General features: G+C 43.7%; 12 protein-coding genes. 9 read left to right on the plus strand and 3 right to left on the minus strand.

The window, feature by feature from the left end:
• Window positions 1-543: 543 nt before the first annotated feature.
• A complete protein-coding gene (locus tag QW71_RS03810; RefSeq protein ID WP_039293443.1) occupies window positions 544-1,509 on the minus strand; it encodes an NADP-dependent oxidoreductase in 966 nt (321 codons plus the stop codon).
• 180 nt (window positions 1,510-1,689) lie between these two features.
• Here QW71_RS03810 and QW71_RS03815 point away from each other — a divergent pair, with 180 nt between their 5' ends.
• On the plus strand, window positions 1,690-2,262 hold the full coding sequence (locus tag QW71_RS03815) for a TetR/AcrR family transcriptional regulator (protein ID WP_039293446.1): 573 nt from the start codon (window positions 1,690-1,692) through the stop codon (window positions 2,260-2,262).
• A gap of 108 nt (window positions 2,263-2,370) precedes the next feature.
• On the opposite strand, the gene QW71_RS37740 is transcribed toward QW71_RS03815, so the two are convergent.
• Together QW71_RS37740 and QW71_RS03825 are read right to left on the minus strand one after the other, a co-directional pair.
• The gene (locus QW71_RS37740; protein ID WP_052769875.1) at window positions 2,371-3,702 is read right to left on the minus strand and encodes an ATP-binding protein; all 1,332 of its coding nucleotides are present in this window, start codon (window positions 3,700-3,702) and stop codon (window positions 2,371-2,373) included.
• Complete coding sequence (locus QW71_RS03825) at window positions 3,699-4,412, minus strand: LytTR family DNA-binding domain-containing protein (RefSeq protein WP_039293449.1); 714 nt, start codon at window positions 4,410-4,412, stop codon at window positions 3,699-3,701. The genes QW71_RS37740 and QW71_RS03825 overlap by 4 nt, the downstream gene beginning before the upstream one ends.
• A gap of 243 nt (window positions 4,413-4,655) precedes the next feature.
• Here QW71_RS03825 and QW71_RS03830 point away from each other — a divergent pair, with 243 nt between their 5' ends.
• The 8 genes from QW71_RS03830 to QW71_RS03865 all read left to right on the plus strand — a co-directional run bounded on the left by QW71_RS03830 (window position 4,656) and on the right by QW71_RS03865 (window position 16,066).
• Window positions 4,656-5,282: a hypothetical protein gene (locus QW71_RS03830; RefSeq protein ID WP_152679688.1), complete on the plus strand. Its 627-nt coding sequence runs from the start codon at window positions 4,656-4,658 to the stop codon at window positions 5,280-5,282.
• 34 nt (window positions 5,283-5,316) lie between these two features.
• On the plus strand, window positions 5,317-8,256 hold the full coding sequence (locus QW71_RS03835) for a glycoside hydrolase family 3 protein (protein ID WP_052769876.1): 2,940 nt from the start codon (window positions 5,317-5,319) through the stop codon (window positions 8,254-8,256).
• 3 nt (window positions 8,257-8,259) lie between these two features.
• Entirely contained in the window at window positions 8,260-8,682 is a 423-nt protein-coding gene (locus QW71_RS03840; protein WP_039293454.1) for a hypothetical protein, read from the plus strand.
• An 18-nt stretch (window positions 8,683-8,700) separates the two neighbouring features.
• Complete coding sequence (locus QW71_RS03845; RefSeq protein WP_039293456.1) at window positions 8,701-11,100, plus strand: glycoside hydrolase family 2 TIM barrel-domain containing protein; 2,400 nt, start codon at window positions 8,701-8,703, stop codon at window positions 11,098-11,100.
• Complete coding sequence (locus QW71_RS03850) at window positions 11,087-11,683, plus strand: hypothetical protein (RefSeq protein ID WP_039293457.1); 597 nt, start codon at window positions 11,087-11,089, stop codon at window positions 11,681-11,683. Before QW71_RS03845 ends, QW71_RS03850 begins: the two co-directional genes overlap by 14 nt.
• Window positions 11,684-11,709: 26 nt before the next feature.
• Entirely contained in the window at window positions 11,710-12,726 is a 1,017-nt protein-coding gene (locus QW71_RS03855; protein ID WP_039293460.1) for a glycosyltransferase family 2 protein, read from the plus strand.
• Between the two features lie 85 nt (window positions 12,727-12,811).
• The gene (gene glf / locus QW71_RS03860; RefSeq protein ID WP_039293462.1) at window positions 12,812-13,918 is read left to right on the plus strand and encodes a UDP-galactopyranose mutase; all 1,107 of its coding nucleotides are present in this window, start codon (window positions 12,812-12,814) and stop codon (window positions 13,916-13,918) included.
• Between the two features lie 123 nt (window positions 13,919-14,041).
• Window positions 14,042-16,066, plus strand: a complete 2,025-nt coding sequence (locus tag QW71_RS03865; protein ID WP_052769878.1) for a beta-galactosidase — start codon at window positions 14,042-14,044, stop codon at window positions 16,064-16,066.
• Window positions 16,067-16,141: the final 75 nt, after the last annotated feature.

Below are 16,141 nucleotides of genomic sequence, written 5' to 3' on the forward strand. Positions count from 1 at the left end.
ATTCCTGAAAAGTAAATTGTACAAAATGCACAAAAATAAAATGAATTGGCTTGTGTATTTTGAACAATTTTGAATTATCTCACCTCTTGTTCGGTCCTGAGACATCTGTTCCAAACACAAGATAAAAGGTTAAGGTACTGGGTTCGCTTGATATTCACAGAAGTATTTTGAACAGTATGGGTGTCCAATCAAATGCAGTGACTTTGGGTTTGAATGGTACTGGATGGTACTGTGACCATCCATAAAAAGGAGTCCCCACCGTGTGCAATACCATGCAGTAGTAGGGACAACAGCACAATCCCATAGTGAAGGGAGGAACGATATTTACGACAGCAAATAATATTCAACTCTACAATCTCGCTTTGGCAGTTTCCTAGGAATGTCTACAGAAGATGCGCAATTTATTTTGGAAGACATTGCTAAAATAAAAACGCGCCTGAACCCCCGTGGCAAAATATGGCGTCAGGACGGAATGTTCACAGCGGTCTGAATGTTTTTCAGATCGAGTTGAATTTTCCAGCAAACGGAATCTACAGAAATATTCTATCCCCGCTGTCTAACGATCACTAACTTCCCCCGGTACTTCCTGGTTTTATAATGATCATGTGCTTCAGATATTCCCTGTGCGGTAAACGGGAAAATTTCATCCACATGTACTTTAAGCTTATCCTCACGGACTTGCCGGATAATGGAGGCCAGATCACTTCGGCTCGGCTCGATATAGGCAAACTGTGCTTCGATGCCGCGGATCTTAGGGTGAGTAGCGATCGACGGGTCTACGAGGGAGACTAGCCTGCCGTTGTCCCGCAGAATTCGGGTGTTCTTCTGTTCGGTTACTCCTATTCCTGTATTCGCATCAACAGCTGCGTCTCTCACCATATCCAGCACGATATCTACTGTACCGGCTGCTTCTGCAAAATCAGCCGTCGTATAGTCAATGACTTCATCTGCTCCAAGGTGCCGTACGAATTCATGATTATACGCACGGGCTGTGGCAATGACATAGGCGCCGTGTTGTTTGGCCATTTGAACGGCCAGATGGCCCACGCCGCCTGCGCCTGCATGAATCAGAATCCGCTGGCCGGATTCCAGCTTGCCATACTGGAATAAGGATTGCCAGGCCGACAGAGCAGAGGCCGGCAGGGCGGCAGCTTCCTGGAAGGAAAGCTCGGGCGGAATGACAACGGCTGAGTTCTCCTCCAGGGCTACGAAGTCTGCGTAACCGCCGCCAAATCGGGAGAGTCCCATGACGCGGTCACCAACCTTCAGCTGTGATACATTCCTTCCCGTTTCCCGCACTACTCCGGCTACTTCAACGCCCAGTACATGCGGGAAGCGGACCTGCATCACCTGCTTGAATGCGCCTGAGCGGACCAGCTGGTCTGCGGAGCTTGCAGTTGTGGCGTACATTTCAATAAGCACCTGGGTATCGGTGATGGCGGGAGGAGTGAGAGCTAGTTCTGTGAACACCCCGGGATTTCCGTAATTTTGGATAACAACTGCATTCATGATAGAACCTCCGATTCCTATATTTGAACATCTGTTGATTTACGAATAAACGTTCAATATAATGATCGTACCAGTGCAGTATGGCTGCATCAATTGCTAAAATTCCGGAATCCGTTCAGTACTGTACAGAATCGGGAGAAGTGTTCAACTCAAGAGAACAGGGCCAAGAAGGAGCTGCTTATGGACAGACGGATAGGTAAATCGCGGGAAGCTATTATCGAGGCTTTTATCCTGCTGATTGCAGAGAAGAACTTTGAACAAATCACGATAAACGAAATTGCTGAGCGGGCCAATGTAAGCCGGGGCACCGTTTATTTGCATTATACCGACAAGTACGATCTGCTGGATCAGTGCATCAGGACCCATTTTGTCCAGTTGATTGACAGCTGTCTGCCGTGCGGCGAGCAGGCGCTTTTTCCTACGGAGGCAGCTCTGCTCTACACGTTCCAGTACCTGGATCAGCATGCATCCTTCTATGCCGCGGCACTGGCCAACAAAGGGGTTCCTGCGTTCAGAAACCGTCTGCAGGCCGTACTGCTGCGGGGGTTCGACAAACAGATGGATATGAGCGGGATTAACCGGAAGATGAATAAGGGAATACTGGTGCAATTTCTGGCGGTGGCGATGACCGGTATGATTGAACAGCTGGTTACCCGGGCTACCCCGTATTCAGCAGCAGAGCTGGCAGAACAAGTGTGGGCGCTGATGGAACGCAATCAGATGGTGCCGCAGACACAGCCGGTCCATCGTTGAAGGTAGAGCATGCAAAAGGAAAGCCTTAAACGAAGGTGCTCATCGAGCAGAATTACTACATTCATTAGACCAAGCGTCAGTTATAATCGATTTTTTCATTTGATTCATTCAGGAATTCGGAAAATAAATATGAAGATAAAAAATGTCCTCTTCAGTATGAAAAGATAATGTCCCGTTATACTGCTCCGCAATGTGCCGCATGCTTTTTATACCAAAACCGTGACGGTTCTTATCTTGTTTAAGCGTTTGGGGTAGTTGATTATTAATCGTGAACTCACTCTCAAAATAGTTGGTGACATGAATAGCAATAACACCGTTCTCTTTGCCTATAGATATAGAAACGGTCCGTTTGTTGTCATTGCAGACCGTTTTTACGGCCTCAAGGGCATTTTCTATGGCATTACTTAAAAGAGAATATAAATGAGTAGATGAGATAAAAGATAAACAACGGCCATCAGCCATACAGCTCATACGGATCCCATTTTTTTCACAGTATAGCTGCTTCTTATATAGAATTGCATCAAGAATATCGCTGCCTGTCTTTATAGTTGTGTCATACACTTCAACGGCAGCATGTAAAGCTTCAAGCTCTTGTTCTGTCAGCTTGTAACTAATAGTGGATAATTGTTGGCGTAGGTCATGAGCTTTCATATTAATAACCTCAATCTCACTTCGCATACTCTCAAACTGTTTTTTCTCCGCATACAGCAATTCATCCATAATTAACAAGTCCTGCTTGAGCTTGCTGGTCTCCAGAATTCTTGTACGCAGCAATAAAGTAAGTAATGCATATAGAATTGCAAAGATCCGGATAATAAAATCCAGGATATTATTCTCGCCTTCAAAGTAGCGGCTGACAGAGGTAAGGACCATGGTTATAAGAATAAATACGAAGGAAAAAGTAATGATCAATCTCTTGTTAGCTTTATCATGTTCATACACTCTGTTTCGGCGAAATAGAAAAGCAAGCAGGGAACAAAGCATAAAATGTATCAAATAGTAAAGTGTCCAATCCCGAAATGGGACCATTTCCTTGAAAAGTGAAAGAGTCTCATAAGGGTTTTTGTCTAAAGTTATAATTAAGATTTCGTACAATCGTCCTACTATTACCTGGATGGCAACTGCGCCGCAAAGACACAACAACAGCTCAGAAAGGGTTTCCCGGAAAAGCAAGTATAAAGCGGCCAAAATAAATAAATACATGAGAATATTCGTCATACCGGAAAATAGTTGGGGATAGTGCGTATTAATTACCGACATTATAAAAACAAGTGGAAGTGCGAATGGAGTGAGAACACCTAATTTCATTCCAAAGCCGTTCTTTTTTTGAAAGGGCAGTGTCAGCAAAAATACGCAAAATACAAACTCAATTAGACTGGCTGAGCGAATAATAAACTGCTTGGAATAGTCTCCTAATACATCATACAATATCCCACTCATAGGTCTTTCTTTCTTACATATTCCATTAGTTTTTCCACAAAAGCTCTTTTCCTCGGTTGGCTGATCCGTAGCTCTTCGCCATCTAATATAACGGTGTACCCCTGTATCCTCTGAACATACGCCAGATTCACAAGATAACAATTATTACATCTGAAAAAATCATGAGCCTGCAGTGTTTTTTCGATGGATGAGATTGTTGCATATTGCCGGAAATCACCATCAGATGTGTGATACACGACGTAATGTCCTTCGCTTTCCACATAGCGGATACTTTTAGGCGAAACTTTACGGATTCCATTATCGGCATTGATCAAAATATCATTTCGCGATTCCTCATTAATCCTCCGGATGGCACGGGACATTTTCAGAGCAAAATCATAATACTCTACCGGCTTTACAATATAATCAAGCGCTTCCACTTCATAACCATGAATAGCGTACTGGGTAAGATTTGTGATGAAGATGAGAATAACACTTTTGTCGAGGGCCCTTATACTACGGGCAGCATCCATACCGTTCATATAGGGCAGTTGAATATCCATAAATATAATATCAAAATTTGCTGTGTAATTTTCCAGTAGAGCGACTGCTTGCGGAAAATGCACGATGTTGAAAGAAAGCCTTTTTTCAGAACCGTAGCTTGTCAAATGATTCTCTAATAAACGGGCCTGATTGATATCATCTTCCACAATAGCTATGTTAATAATCATTTTTCACCTCTCTGGTATATCACTTAATCAATTTCACTATATGAAGCGCTTTCTCGTTTGTCAATAAGATACCCTACTGCCTATCATAGACTAAAAAAAAACCGCCTAAACTAAAGAGCGAATGCCAGATTATCCTGAATTTTTCGAGATTATGCCGAGAAACCCAAAGATTAAGGACTATATCATACAATGATTGTGCTCAACAGAAAGCGCATACAATAACCAAGTTAAAGGGGAATAATCATGAGAAGAAAAACAGTAAAGAAATCATTTGCAGTAATTTGTGCGATGGTAATGCTAATTGGTTTAACCGCATGTGGAGGAGCGGATGGAGAGAAGTCAGCTGGAGCAAGTGAAATGACAGGGTACTATGCATCTACATCAAATGTTTCATTTTTAAGTGCTTATCCTGAGCATACTTTCAAACAGGCTACCTTCGGCGTACAAAATATTGAGACATTCGCAGACAACACATATGTTTTAACAAACACCGACACCTTTTATTCCGGGGCCTTGGAATTTAATGATAACGGGAAATATGATGTTGTTCCCAGAGGAGCAAGCATCATGAAGTTCTATGGTACCTTTACTGAAGTTGATGAAGAAGGGCTGATTACACTGGAATTATCAAAACCTACTGCAGTCATTACTAATAGTTCTTACTCAGCCGGTGCGAATCCAATTGGTTACGTAAACACGAAAGAATGGACCGACGAGATGGGCACGGCCGTTGGCGGCGAAGGGCCAGCATTATCCGCTGAAAAATATCTGGAATCCGTTGCTTTCCCGGAAACATCTGTTATCGTTGATGCTTCAAAAGCCAGCTTTGATTACATTGTGTTGACCGGAGAAGCAGAAGCATCCCATTAAGCTAAACAGCACCTTGTGCTAGGAGGTAACATAATTGAGAAGAAAATCAAATATTTGGCGTGGGCTTACATCTGTTACAGCGATCCTTCTGACATTTAGTATTCTGATGACACAGCTGCTAATAAGCTGGAGCGGACAAGTGAATGTCTTTTTAAATGTGACGGCACCAGTAATTGAAGCGGATGCCAGTACTATGCATTATAAGAGCAATTACGAGTTATCCGATACGGGTTTGCAGGCGATGCTGGCAGATTCCGATAAGCATGATGTACAAACAATGGAGGAAGGCACAGTTTTATTAAAAAATGAGCAAGCGGTTCTGCCATTGAGTTCTGAAGAACGCAGTGTGACATTGTTTGGCCGATCAACAGCCGACCCTGTGTACAGCGGGAATTCCGGCGGTCCGGGAATGGATGAGAAACGGCAGGTCAGTCTGCATAGTGCACTTGCTGAGGCTGGATTCAAAATCAATGATAAGTTATTTGATGCCTATAAAAACAGCGAAGTTGCCAGAGTGAAGGCTGCACCGGATTGGTTTATTGGAGAAGTTGAAAAAAGCTTATATACTGCCGATTTACAAGCCACATACCAGAATGATTTCAATGATGCGGCTATCGTAATGTTATCCCGTGATGGTGGTGAGGGCAAAGACCTCGCAACCTCTGACCGGGATGGAATTTCCTATCTTGCCCTTCATGATACAGAGAAAGATTTATTAAAGATGATTAAGGATAGCGGTAAATTCTCAAAGACTATTGTTCTAATAAACAGTGCTTATGCCATGGAGTTAGGCTGGCTTGAAGAAGAGGAATATGGAGTCGATGCCGCTCTCTGGATAGGAAATCCCGGTTTGAAAGGATTCACAGGTGTTGCCAATGTAATAACAGGGGCAGCGGATCCTTCAGGCAGACTGGTGGACACTTTTGCTGCAGATTCATTGTCTGCACCAGCGGTCAGAAACGCAGGTGATTTTCAATACGCGAACGACGATGGGCATTATATTGTTGAAGCGGAAGGGATCTACCAGGGATATAAATACTATGAGACCAGATATCAGGATGCTGTTTTAGGTCTTCATAATGCGGACAGCAATGCCGGAGCTTTTGTTAACAAAGACAGCTGGAACTATGCAGATGAAATGGTGTATTCGTTTGGATACGGCCGCTCTTTTGCTAATTTCTCCCAGGAATTAGTAGATGTGGATTGGGATAGACAAGCAAAAACAGTTACGGCAACCGTAAAGGTGACCAATGAAGGTTACCCGGCAGAGTCAACCTATACGGGAAAATCGAAGTCAGTAGTACAGGTGTATGCCCAGCTCCCGTATGAAGAAGGGCAAGCCGAGAAATCAGCGATCCAATTGATTGGCTTCGGGAAAACAGGTGAATTGGGCGCAGGCGAATCTGAAGAAGTGACAGTTACAATTGATGAGTATCTGTTCGCTACTTATGACGTTAACGCTGGCAATGGGGCTGATACAAGTAAGAAAGGCAGTTATGTCTTTGACCCGGGTGATTATTACTTTGCCATTGGGGATGACAGTCATGATGCTTTAAATAATGTCTTGGCTAAAAAAGCAGGCACTAATGTACAAGGAAAACTAATAACTGCAGATGGTTCCAGTGTAGAAGGAGATCCAGACAAAGCAATCCCTGTTCCACTTGAGTCTTTGGATAATGTAACTTATGCGAAGTCAGAGTATACGGACGAAGTAGTTTCCAACCAGTTCGATGATGTTGATCTTAACTACTTTGCCGGAGATACAGTTACTTATTTAACACGCAACGATTGGAACACTTATCCAGATCCGTATAGTGATCTCACAGCATCGGATGAACTGAAAGCAGTGATGTACGATCATAAATATGAGAAGCCGGCAGATGCACCTGCATATGACAGCTTTACTCAAGGTGCAGAGGTTACCCTCAAATTGCTTGATATGAAAGACGTTCCTTTTGAAGATGATGAGACCTGGAATAAATTCCTTGATCAGTTAACAATCAGTGAATTAAGCGCAACGATTGGTGAGAACTTCGGTCAACCCGCTGTCAAATCGATCAATAAACCGGCCAACAAAAATACAGATGGTCCTTCAGGCTCACAATCCAGTTATTTGTATGGCGGTAATCAGCCGGCAACAGCTCATGTTAGCCAAATAGTCGCTGCTTCCACATGGAATCAGGAATTGTTGGCGGAGCGCGGTAATTTTATTGCAGAGGATTGCCTGTTCAGTGGCACCACACAACTGTGGTCACCAGGGGCTAATATGCACCGGACTCCGTTTAGCGGACGTAACTTTGAATACTATTCCGAGGACAGTATTTTGTCTTACCTAATGGGTGCTAACCAAGCTAAGGCAATGCAGGCTAAGGGATTAACGGCTGCGATTAAACATTTTGTATCCAATGATCAGGAAACGAACAGATCAGAATTGGCTACATTTATGACGGAGCAGGCATACCGCCAAGGACCGTTAAAAGCCTTTGAGGGTGCGTTTACAGAAGGGGGAGCACTCGGGACAATGATGTCTTTCTCCCGGATTGGTGCCCGCCTGGCCTATGCAGATTCTGCAACGCTAAAGCAGGTCCTTAGAAATGAATGGGGCTTCAAAGGCGTAACGATTACAGACTCTGTTAAGGGAAATCCGAATATTCCAACAGTCGAATCACTTGTTGCCGGAACAGACACATTTAATGCGGATACCAACCGTGCCAGTGAAATTCACAAATATCTTGCAAGCAAGAAAGACGGATATGTTCTTCAGGAGTTAAGAAGAGCCAATAAACATTTCTATTACTCACTAGCTAAATCCAGCTTGCTAAATGGTTTGACAGATGAAACAGAAGTTGAAGGGTTTACACCATGGTGGCAAACACTGCTGAAAGTTATTAATTACACGCTAGGCGCGTTATTACTGTTAAGTTTGTTCTTCTTCATCCGAACCAGCCTTAGAAGAACGCAAAGGGAGGGATAAAGAATGGTCTTATTTAAAGACAGGACACCTGGTTTTTGGATTGGCTTTATGGCAGCCTGCTTGATGCTTATAGCGGACATTGCATTTATCATTTTTGACCACGGAGACCGGACCTTTTCCTTTGTGACCTTTGGTTTGATCATAGCTGGAGTTGCAGCAGAATTATTGGTTGTAGCTAAAAGCTATTATTGGGCACCGTTGTTATCATCGGTATGTTTTGGCGTAGCACTGTCGATGCATCTGTATTTGGGCTTTCCAACCTTGTCGGATGTTGTGAACGGGGTTAACTTCATAGGCGGAAACCCTCAAGCTGTCATTATTTTTGGGGTTGCCTTCCTGATCGGAACCGTTGCTTCACTAGTCTCTTGCTTTATGAATCAATCCAAGTCAGAAGGTCTAATCTATACCATTAATACTTCAAAATGAAAACATGGAGAAAAGTAAATGAGAAAAATTAGTATCTGTGATGGATGGAGTTTTATAGAGAATATAACTGATGAATTCTTTAACTTCACAGGAGAGGGGACAGCCGTAAGGCTGCCCCACACTTGTAAAGAAGTACCTGTGCACTATATGGAGGAAAGCTCCTGTCAGATGATATGCGGATATAGACGTCATCTGCAGGTTCCGGGGGAGTGGAAAGGTCGGCGTCTGTTCCTGCAGTTCGATGGTGCTGCTCATGTGGCAGAGGTATTTGTCAATGGCGAGCAGTTAATGACTCATAACGGTGGTTATACTGCATTTCGGGTAGAAGTAACAGATAAGCTGGTATACGGGCAAGAGAACAGAATTGTCGTTCGTCTAAATACACGGGAAGATGCCAATGTACCGCCATTCGGCCACGTAATTGACTATATGACTTATGGCGGCTTATACCGTGAAGCATGGTTATTGCTTGCAGAGCAGAGCTATGTGGAAGATGTGTTTGTACGGACACCGGACATGAATCAGGCACTTATTGATGTTGCCATCAGTCAGCCGGATGCAAACCACACGCTGGAATTATACCTGCTGGACGAACAAAAGAATGTAGTTGGCCAAAAGAGTGTAAAGGCGTCAGGGGCATTAATTACTAATTGCAGTATTGCCGTTGTAAACATTCAGGCTTGGAGTCCGGAAACTCCTTATCTCTACACCTTAGTAGCTATGTTAAAGGACCATAAAGAAAACATTATTGATGAGTACAATGTATCTGTTGGATTCCGCCAAGCCGTTTTCCGCAAAGACGGATTCTATTTAAACGGCAGGAAATATAAGATTCGTGGAGTCAACCGCCATCAGAGCTATCCTCATGTAGGCTATGCTATGCCGGCATCCATGCAGGTGGAAGATGTAAGAATATTGAAAGAAGAGCTTCATGTGAATGCGGTCCGCACCTCCCATTATCCCCAGTCCAAGCATTTTCTGAATGCGTGTGACCGCCTGGGATTGCTTGTGTTCACAGAAACACCGGGCTGGCAGCATATCAAGAACGATGAAGAATGGAAGCGGATCGTCTGTGATAATGTTGAAGAAATGATCCTGCAGTATCGTAACCATCCTTCGATTATTCTCTGGGGAGTCCGTGTGAACGAGTCACAGGATGATGATGTCTTGTACTCCAAGACCAATGAAATTGCCCGCCGCCTGGATCATAGCAGACAGACAAGCGGAGTCCGCTTTCTATGGAGAAGCAGTTTATTAGAAGATGTTTATGCCTTCAACGATTTTTCTCATACAGGGAAGAATGGCGGGTTGCTGCCAAGGTGGCTGATATCGCCTAATAAGAATAAAGCCTATCTCATTGCCGAGTTCAATGGTCACATGTTTCCGACCAAGGCAACGGATACGCCAACCCACCGGCTGTCCCACGCTATGCGCCATGCCAATGTGCTAAATGAGGTATATAAAAGAGAAGATATTGCAGGAGCCTTCGGGTGGTGTATGTTCGATTATCAAACTCATGGTGATTTCGGATCAGGTGACCGGATATGCTATCACGGCATCATGGACATGTACCGTAATCATAAACTGGCTACGAAAGTCTATGCCAGCTTCTCAGAGGAAACCCCGGTTCTGGAAGTCGGTTCAGATATGCATATCGGCGATTACCCGGGAGGTGCTGTCGGTGAAAATTATATTTTCACTAATGCCGATTCGGTTCGTCTATACAAGAATGAACGGATGATCCGGGAATTTAAGCCGGTCAACAAAAAATACCGCTATTTACCGCATCCGCCAATCGAATTCTACGACACCGTGGGCAATGTGATTGAAGAAGGAGAAAAGTATTCACACCAAAAAGCCGAAGCGATTAAAGAATGTCTCTTGGCTATTCAGCGGTTTGGTACTGCCTTACCTCCAAGGTACATTTTTAAAGCACTGTGGGTGATGCTCCGTCATCTGGTGTCACCGGTAACTTTCTACAAGCTATTCTTCAAATATATTGAGAACTGGGGTGTGTCTGCACCGGTCTACCGCTTTGAAGCGATTAAGAATGGCCGGGTGGTTGCAGAGGTAGTGAAAGCCTCTAATGCGAGTATTCATTTAGAAACGACCGTTAGTGGAACGGAGTTAATTGAAGCCGATACCTTTGATGTGTCATCTATCCGTATTCGGGTTGTAGATGCGAATAACAACAATGCCACGTACTCACATCTGCCGGTCTTCTTAAAAGCAGTAGGTGCAATAGAAATCGTAGGTCCGGATTGTGTCACTGCCGAAGGGGGCATGTGCGGCACCTATGTTAAAACAACAGGGATAGCTGGAGAAGGGATATTGACGATTACTTCCAATCAGACCGAACCTGTCCAGTTACGCTTTAGTGTGAAAATAGAAGGAAGTGGTATTAGTGAGCGGTATTAAAGCGTTCTGGAGTAACTACAGTCTTAAACATCCCCAAATCGCGCAATTTATTATGTTTTTGTTATTAAGCAATGGCATTACGGTGTTTCAGATGATCCTTATGCCGGTTTTGAAGGCAGTTTTTAGCGGTTCTGCTTTGGAAGCTCATGATTTTCAGATTTTACCGGTTGGACATAATACTGACGGATCTCCCTACTATATTTTCAACTATCCTTCAGGTTCAATCGCCTCTGGTGGAGGCGGTGGACTATCCTACTTCCTTGCTGTTCAGCTGACGCTGGGGATCGCCCAGGTGATTAACTTCTTTGCTCAACGGAATATTACCTTTCGATCCAAAGGCAATATTTACAAAGCGGCTGTCTGGTATCTTATCGCGTACATCCTGATAACCATTTGCGCGGGTGCCCTTCAGGGGTGGTACAAGGACCCGATCTACCAGTTCTTTATTGATAGATTTGGAGGAACCGGTGAAATAGCAGCAGATTTGATTACGATGATTATTAATGCTGCCATCTCGTTCTGGGTGTATTTCCCGATCCTGAAGATCATTTTCAAAGAAGATAAACAGCAAAAGGTGGCCTAAAAAAGAATAAAAAGAGGTTAGTAATAATGAAATTATTGTCATTCATTGTACCCTGCTATAACTCACAGGATTATATGGACCGCTGTATTAGCAGCCTGCTAGTTAATGACGAAGAAATTGAAATCATTATTGTTAATGATGGCTCCAACGACGGCACTAGAATGATTGCAGACAGCTACGAGAGCATGTATCCATCGATGGTCAAAGTGGTGCATCAAGAAAACAAAGGCCATGGCGGTGCGGTGAATACGGGGATTAAGGTTGCTGCCGGCTTGTTCGTTAAAGTGGTGGACAGTGATGACTGGGTGGACCGGGAGGCATATCAACAAATCCGGATGAAGCTAAAAGCGCTGGTCGCTGAGGGCAAGGCCGTCGATATGGTTGTCAGCAATTTCGTATATGAGAAAACAGGTAAACGGCACCGGAAGGTAATGAAGTATGACCGGAACCTTCCTGAGGGACGGGTGTTCACCTGGGATGAAATTAAATCCTTCCGTAAAGGCCAGTATATTTTAATGCATTCCATTATCTATCGCACGAATTTGTTAAAAGAATGCCGCTTCACACTTCCCGAGCATACCTTCTACGTGGACAATCTGTTTGTGTTTAAACCGCTTGAAAAAGTGAAGCGGATTTATTATGTGAACGTCGATTTCTACCGGTATTTCATTGGACGAGAAGATCAGTCGGTTAATGAGAAAGTGATGATTGAAAGAATAGACCAGCAGCTTAAAGTGAATAAGCTCATGATCGACGGAATGAACATTGAACAGATTAAAAGTCCGAAGCTTCGCCAATATATGCTCAATTACCTTGAGATTATCACAATCATTTCTACAATCCTGTTAATCCGTTCACGTAAGAAAGAAAATCTGCAGAAGAAAAAAGAGCTGTGGAAGTATATGAATGAAAAAGATATTGAGTTATACAATACGATCAGATACGGAGTCATGGGAAGAATGATGAATATTCCGGGGTATTTGGGCCGCAGTATAACGGTATCTGCCTATAAAGTCTCACAGAAGATTGTGGGATTCAATTGAAAGCTGCAAACCTGTGGATGTGACCCTTCATCTGCAGGTTTATTTTTTACGTCGCAAATTTTGATAAAAGGCAGGGTGAACCTATATGAAATACGACTATCTGGTTGTGGGCTCCGGACTATTCGGCAGTATCTTTGCCTATGAAGCAGCCAAGCGGGGAAGACGGATAAAGGTGATCGATAAGCGGGATCATCTGGGCGGTAATGTATACACAAAAAATATTGAAGGTATCCAGGTTCATCAATACGGGGCACATATTTTCCATACGAATAACAAAGGGATTTGGGACTACATTAATCAGTTTGCCGAATTTAACCGCTATACCAACAGTCCCATTGCCAACTATAAAGGTGAAATATATAGCTTGCCTTTTAATATGAATACATTTAATCAATTATGGGGGACGATTACGCCTGACGAAGCACAGTCAAGGATCGCTGAACAAAGATCAGCCGCTGGAATTGGGGATCCGAATAACCTGGAAGAACAAGCTATTTCATTAGTTGGACTCGATATCTATGAGAAACTGGTAAAGGGTTATACGGAAAAACAATGGGGGCGTAAAGCAGCAGAGCTGCCTGCCTTCATCATCAAACGGATCCCTGTCCGTTTCACCTATGATAATAATTATTTCAATGACCGGTATCAGGGAATTCCTATCGGAGGCTATACGCAAATCATTGAAAAAATGCTGTCTAGTGAATTGATTGACCTAGAGTTGAATCAAGACTTATTTGCAAATAAAGCGGCTTACTTAGAAGAATACCCCAAGATTGTTTATACAGGAATGATCGATCAATTGTTTGATTACAGGTACGGTGAATTAGAGTACCGGAGTTTAAGATTTGAATCCGTTATTTTGGACCGGCAAAACTATCAAGGAAATGCAGTGGTTAATTATACGGATGCAGAAACCCCATATACGCGGATTATTGAGCATAAACATTTTGAATTTGGCGAACAGCCAAAGACTATTATAACTAAAGAATACCCACAAACCTGGAAAAAGGGTGACGAGCCGTATTACCCTTTAAATGATGACGGTAATAATGAGAAATATAGAAAGTACCGTGAGCTAGCGGAGGAGCTGCCCAATATTGTGCTCGGGGGACGACTGGGTATGTATAAATATTTCGATATGCATCAAGTCATTGCAGCAGCATTAAGCTTAGTCAAAGAAGAGTTCAGATGAGGTCCGGAAAATACCCTAGAAAGTCCCTAACTTTGTCCGTTAAAAATATGTAAGCGCTCTGTTATCATACTGTATGACGCTAATGTACTTTTACATTAGAATTACGAAAATGAGGTGAAACAATTGATTTTTGTAGGAACGAACTACCATCCGCATGATTGGCACCGGGAACGCTGGCCAGTTGATATTCAATTGATGAAGGAATCCGGATTCAATCTCGTTCGTTTGGGACATCTGTGTTGGGACAGCTTTGAGCCTTCGGAAGGAAATTTCACATTCGAGTGGTTTGATGAAGTAATGGATCTGTTTGCGGAAGCAGGAATCAAGGTTGTGCTTGATATTGCCACCCGTCCCGCTCCGACTTGGTTGCATAAGAAATACCCGGAAATCGACCTGGCCGATCGTAGTGGTCATCGGCTTGCTGCAGTCCATCGGTATATGGATGATGTAGGAAATCCGGTCTTTCAAGAGTACGCTTATCGGTTTGCTGAGTTGCTAACCAAACGTTACGCTAATGCTCCAGCGCTCTATGCTTTAGGTTTATGCAATGAGATAGGCAGTGGGGCACCAAGCTTCTCAGAGGATGCACGCCGGCGTTATGTGCAGTGGCTCAGAGATAAATATCTTACGATTGAACAGTTGAATCATTGCTGGGCTGCGCATCGATGGTCACGCAAGTTGAACAGCTTTGAGGATGCAGAATTCCCGGTAGCGGGTGCAATGAATGGAGCACCAGAGCGTATGCTGGACATGTGGCGTTTTTTCTCGGATGAACAGATTGATTATCTACAGGGACTAAGGGACTTAGTTCGTAAAAATGCTCCAGGTATAAAAGAGTCGACTAATCACTGGGGTGAACATCCTGGATATGGATTCGATTATTTGAAGACTAATGGAACATTATTTGATATTCCCGGAGTTGGTTTTTATCCTGGCGTCAATCCCGAAGACAGAAACGCTCTTCACGGTACCTGCTTCTCACTGAATCACCGGATTGGTGAGTCCAACAAACCGATTTGGTGTCTGGAATTCCAAACGGGGTCGTTTGGGGCATATGCCCCACCAAAAGGTGTGCTAAGAATGTATGCCTATCTAGCTTTGTTATTCCGTGCAGAGGCTGTATGTGCCTGGACATGGCGATCCATGCTGGGAGGCGAAGAGCAGTACTTTTACGGTTTGTTGGATCATGACGGACTTCCGGGAAGAAAGCTGGATGAATTCCGGCAGTTTACATCTGAACTCGATAAACTTTCTGATCTGGGCTTACCATACCTGCCAAATCCCGAAATTGCACTTGCCTATTCCTATGAAGCTTTCAAAGTCTCCGAGAATCAGAAGGCGTATTACAAAACGCCTTATCTGAAACAAGTTATAACGACTTATCAGGCTTTGATGGCTGACAACACAGATTGTAATGTAGTGAATCTGCGGAATATTGAAAAGGATTACAAGCTTCTATTGATTCCCGGTCATTGCATTATGGACGAAGCTTCTGCCCAGTCTGTTCGTCAATTTGTAGAACAGGGCGGTACGGTCATTATGACTGCATATTCTGCCAAAGTGGATGAAAATAATCAGGTTTTCAGTTCGACCATGCCCGGCAGGCTCAGCGATGTATTCGGCATCCGTGCAGGTGCGTTTGAACGTCCGATTTATCATACTTCCGAAGCGAACGAAGGAGGGCTTCAGAAGGAGCGGATGAATCTGCGCCGTGAATCGCCACGAATTCGCATGGGTGAGAAAATTATGGACACACCCATTGATTATTATGAGATTCTAGAGCCTAACACGGCAGAGACGTGGGCTGTATTTACCGATTTAGAGCAGGAATTACCAGCTGTTACTGCAAATGCTTACGGTCAGGGAACAGCGATCTATCTGGCTGTTCCTGCACAAGCAGATATACTGCAAGCGTTGCTTGAGGTTTGCTATCTTAATCTGGGTATACGTAAGGGAATTACTACTCCGGACGGTGTTGTTGCCCGCCAGATAGGAGACTCAGCTATTTATGTGAACACAACTGGCTTGGAGCAGACAGTAATCCTTACCGAAGAGGGACGAAGCTTATTATCAGATAGTGTAGTTAAGGATGAACTGGTACTGAAACCTTATGGTGTAGAAGTTCTTAAGAATTTGGATTTCAGCTAGTCATAGTCATTATTAGCGCAATTATACAATTTTTTCTCAACAAGCCGGAGTAGCGGTATACTCCGGTTTGTTTCA

Origin of the sequence: Paenibacillus sp. IHB B 3415 (genome assembly GCF_000802655.2) — a bacterium.
GTDB classification, from domain to species: domain Bacteria; phylum Bacillota; class Bacilli; order Paenibacillales; family Paenibacillaceae; genus Paenibacillus_AQ; species Paenibacillus_AQ phytohabitans.

Bases quoted from the DNA above. Each gene is read 5' to 3' on its own strand.
- QW71_RS03810 (WP_039293443.1), bottom strand. From the start codon at position 1,509: ATGAATGCAGTTGTTATCCAAAATTACGGAAATCCCGGGGTGTTCACA.
- QW71_RS03815 (WP_039293446.1), top strand. From the start codon at position 1,690: ATGGACAGACGGATAGGTAAATCGCGGGAAGCTATTATCGAGGCTTTT.
- QW71_RS37740 (WP_052769875.1), bottom strand. From the start codon at position 3,702: ATGAGTGGGATATTGTATGATGTATTAGGAGACTATTCCAAGCAGTTT.
- QW71_RS03825 (WP_039293449.1), bottom strand. From the start codon at position 4,412: ATGATTATTAACATAGCTATTGTGGAAGATGATATCAATCAGGCCCGT.
- QW71_RS03830 (WP_152679688.1), top strand. From the start codon at position 4,656: ATGAGAAGAAAAACAGTAAAGAAATCATTTGCAGTAATTTGTGCGATG.
- QW71_RS03840 (WP_039293454.1), top strand. From the start codon at position 8,260: ATGGTCTTATTTAAAGACAGGACACCTGGTTTTTGGATTGGCTTTATG.
- QW71_RS03845 (WP_039293456.1), top strand. From the start codon at position 8,701: ATGAGAAAAATTAGTATCTGTGATGGATGGAGTTTTATAGAGAATATA.
- QW71_RS03855 (WP_039293460.1), top strand. From the start codon at position 11,710: ATGAAATTATTGTCATTCATTGTACCCTGCTATAACTCACAGGATTAT.
- glf (WP_039293462.1), top strand. From the start codon at position 12,812: ATGAAATACGACTATCTGGTTGTGGGCTCCGGACTATTCGGCAGTATC.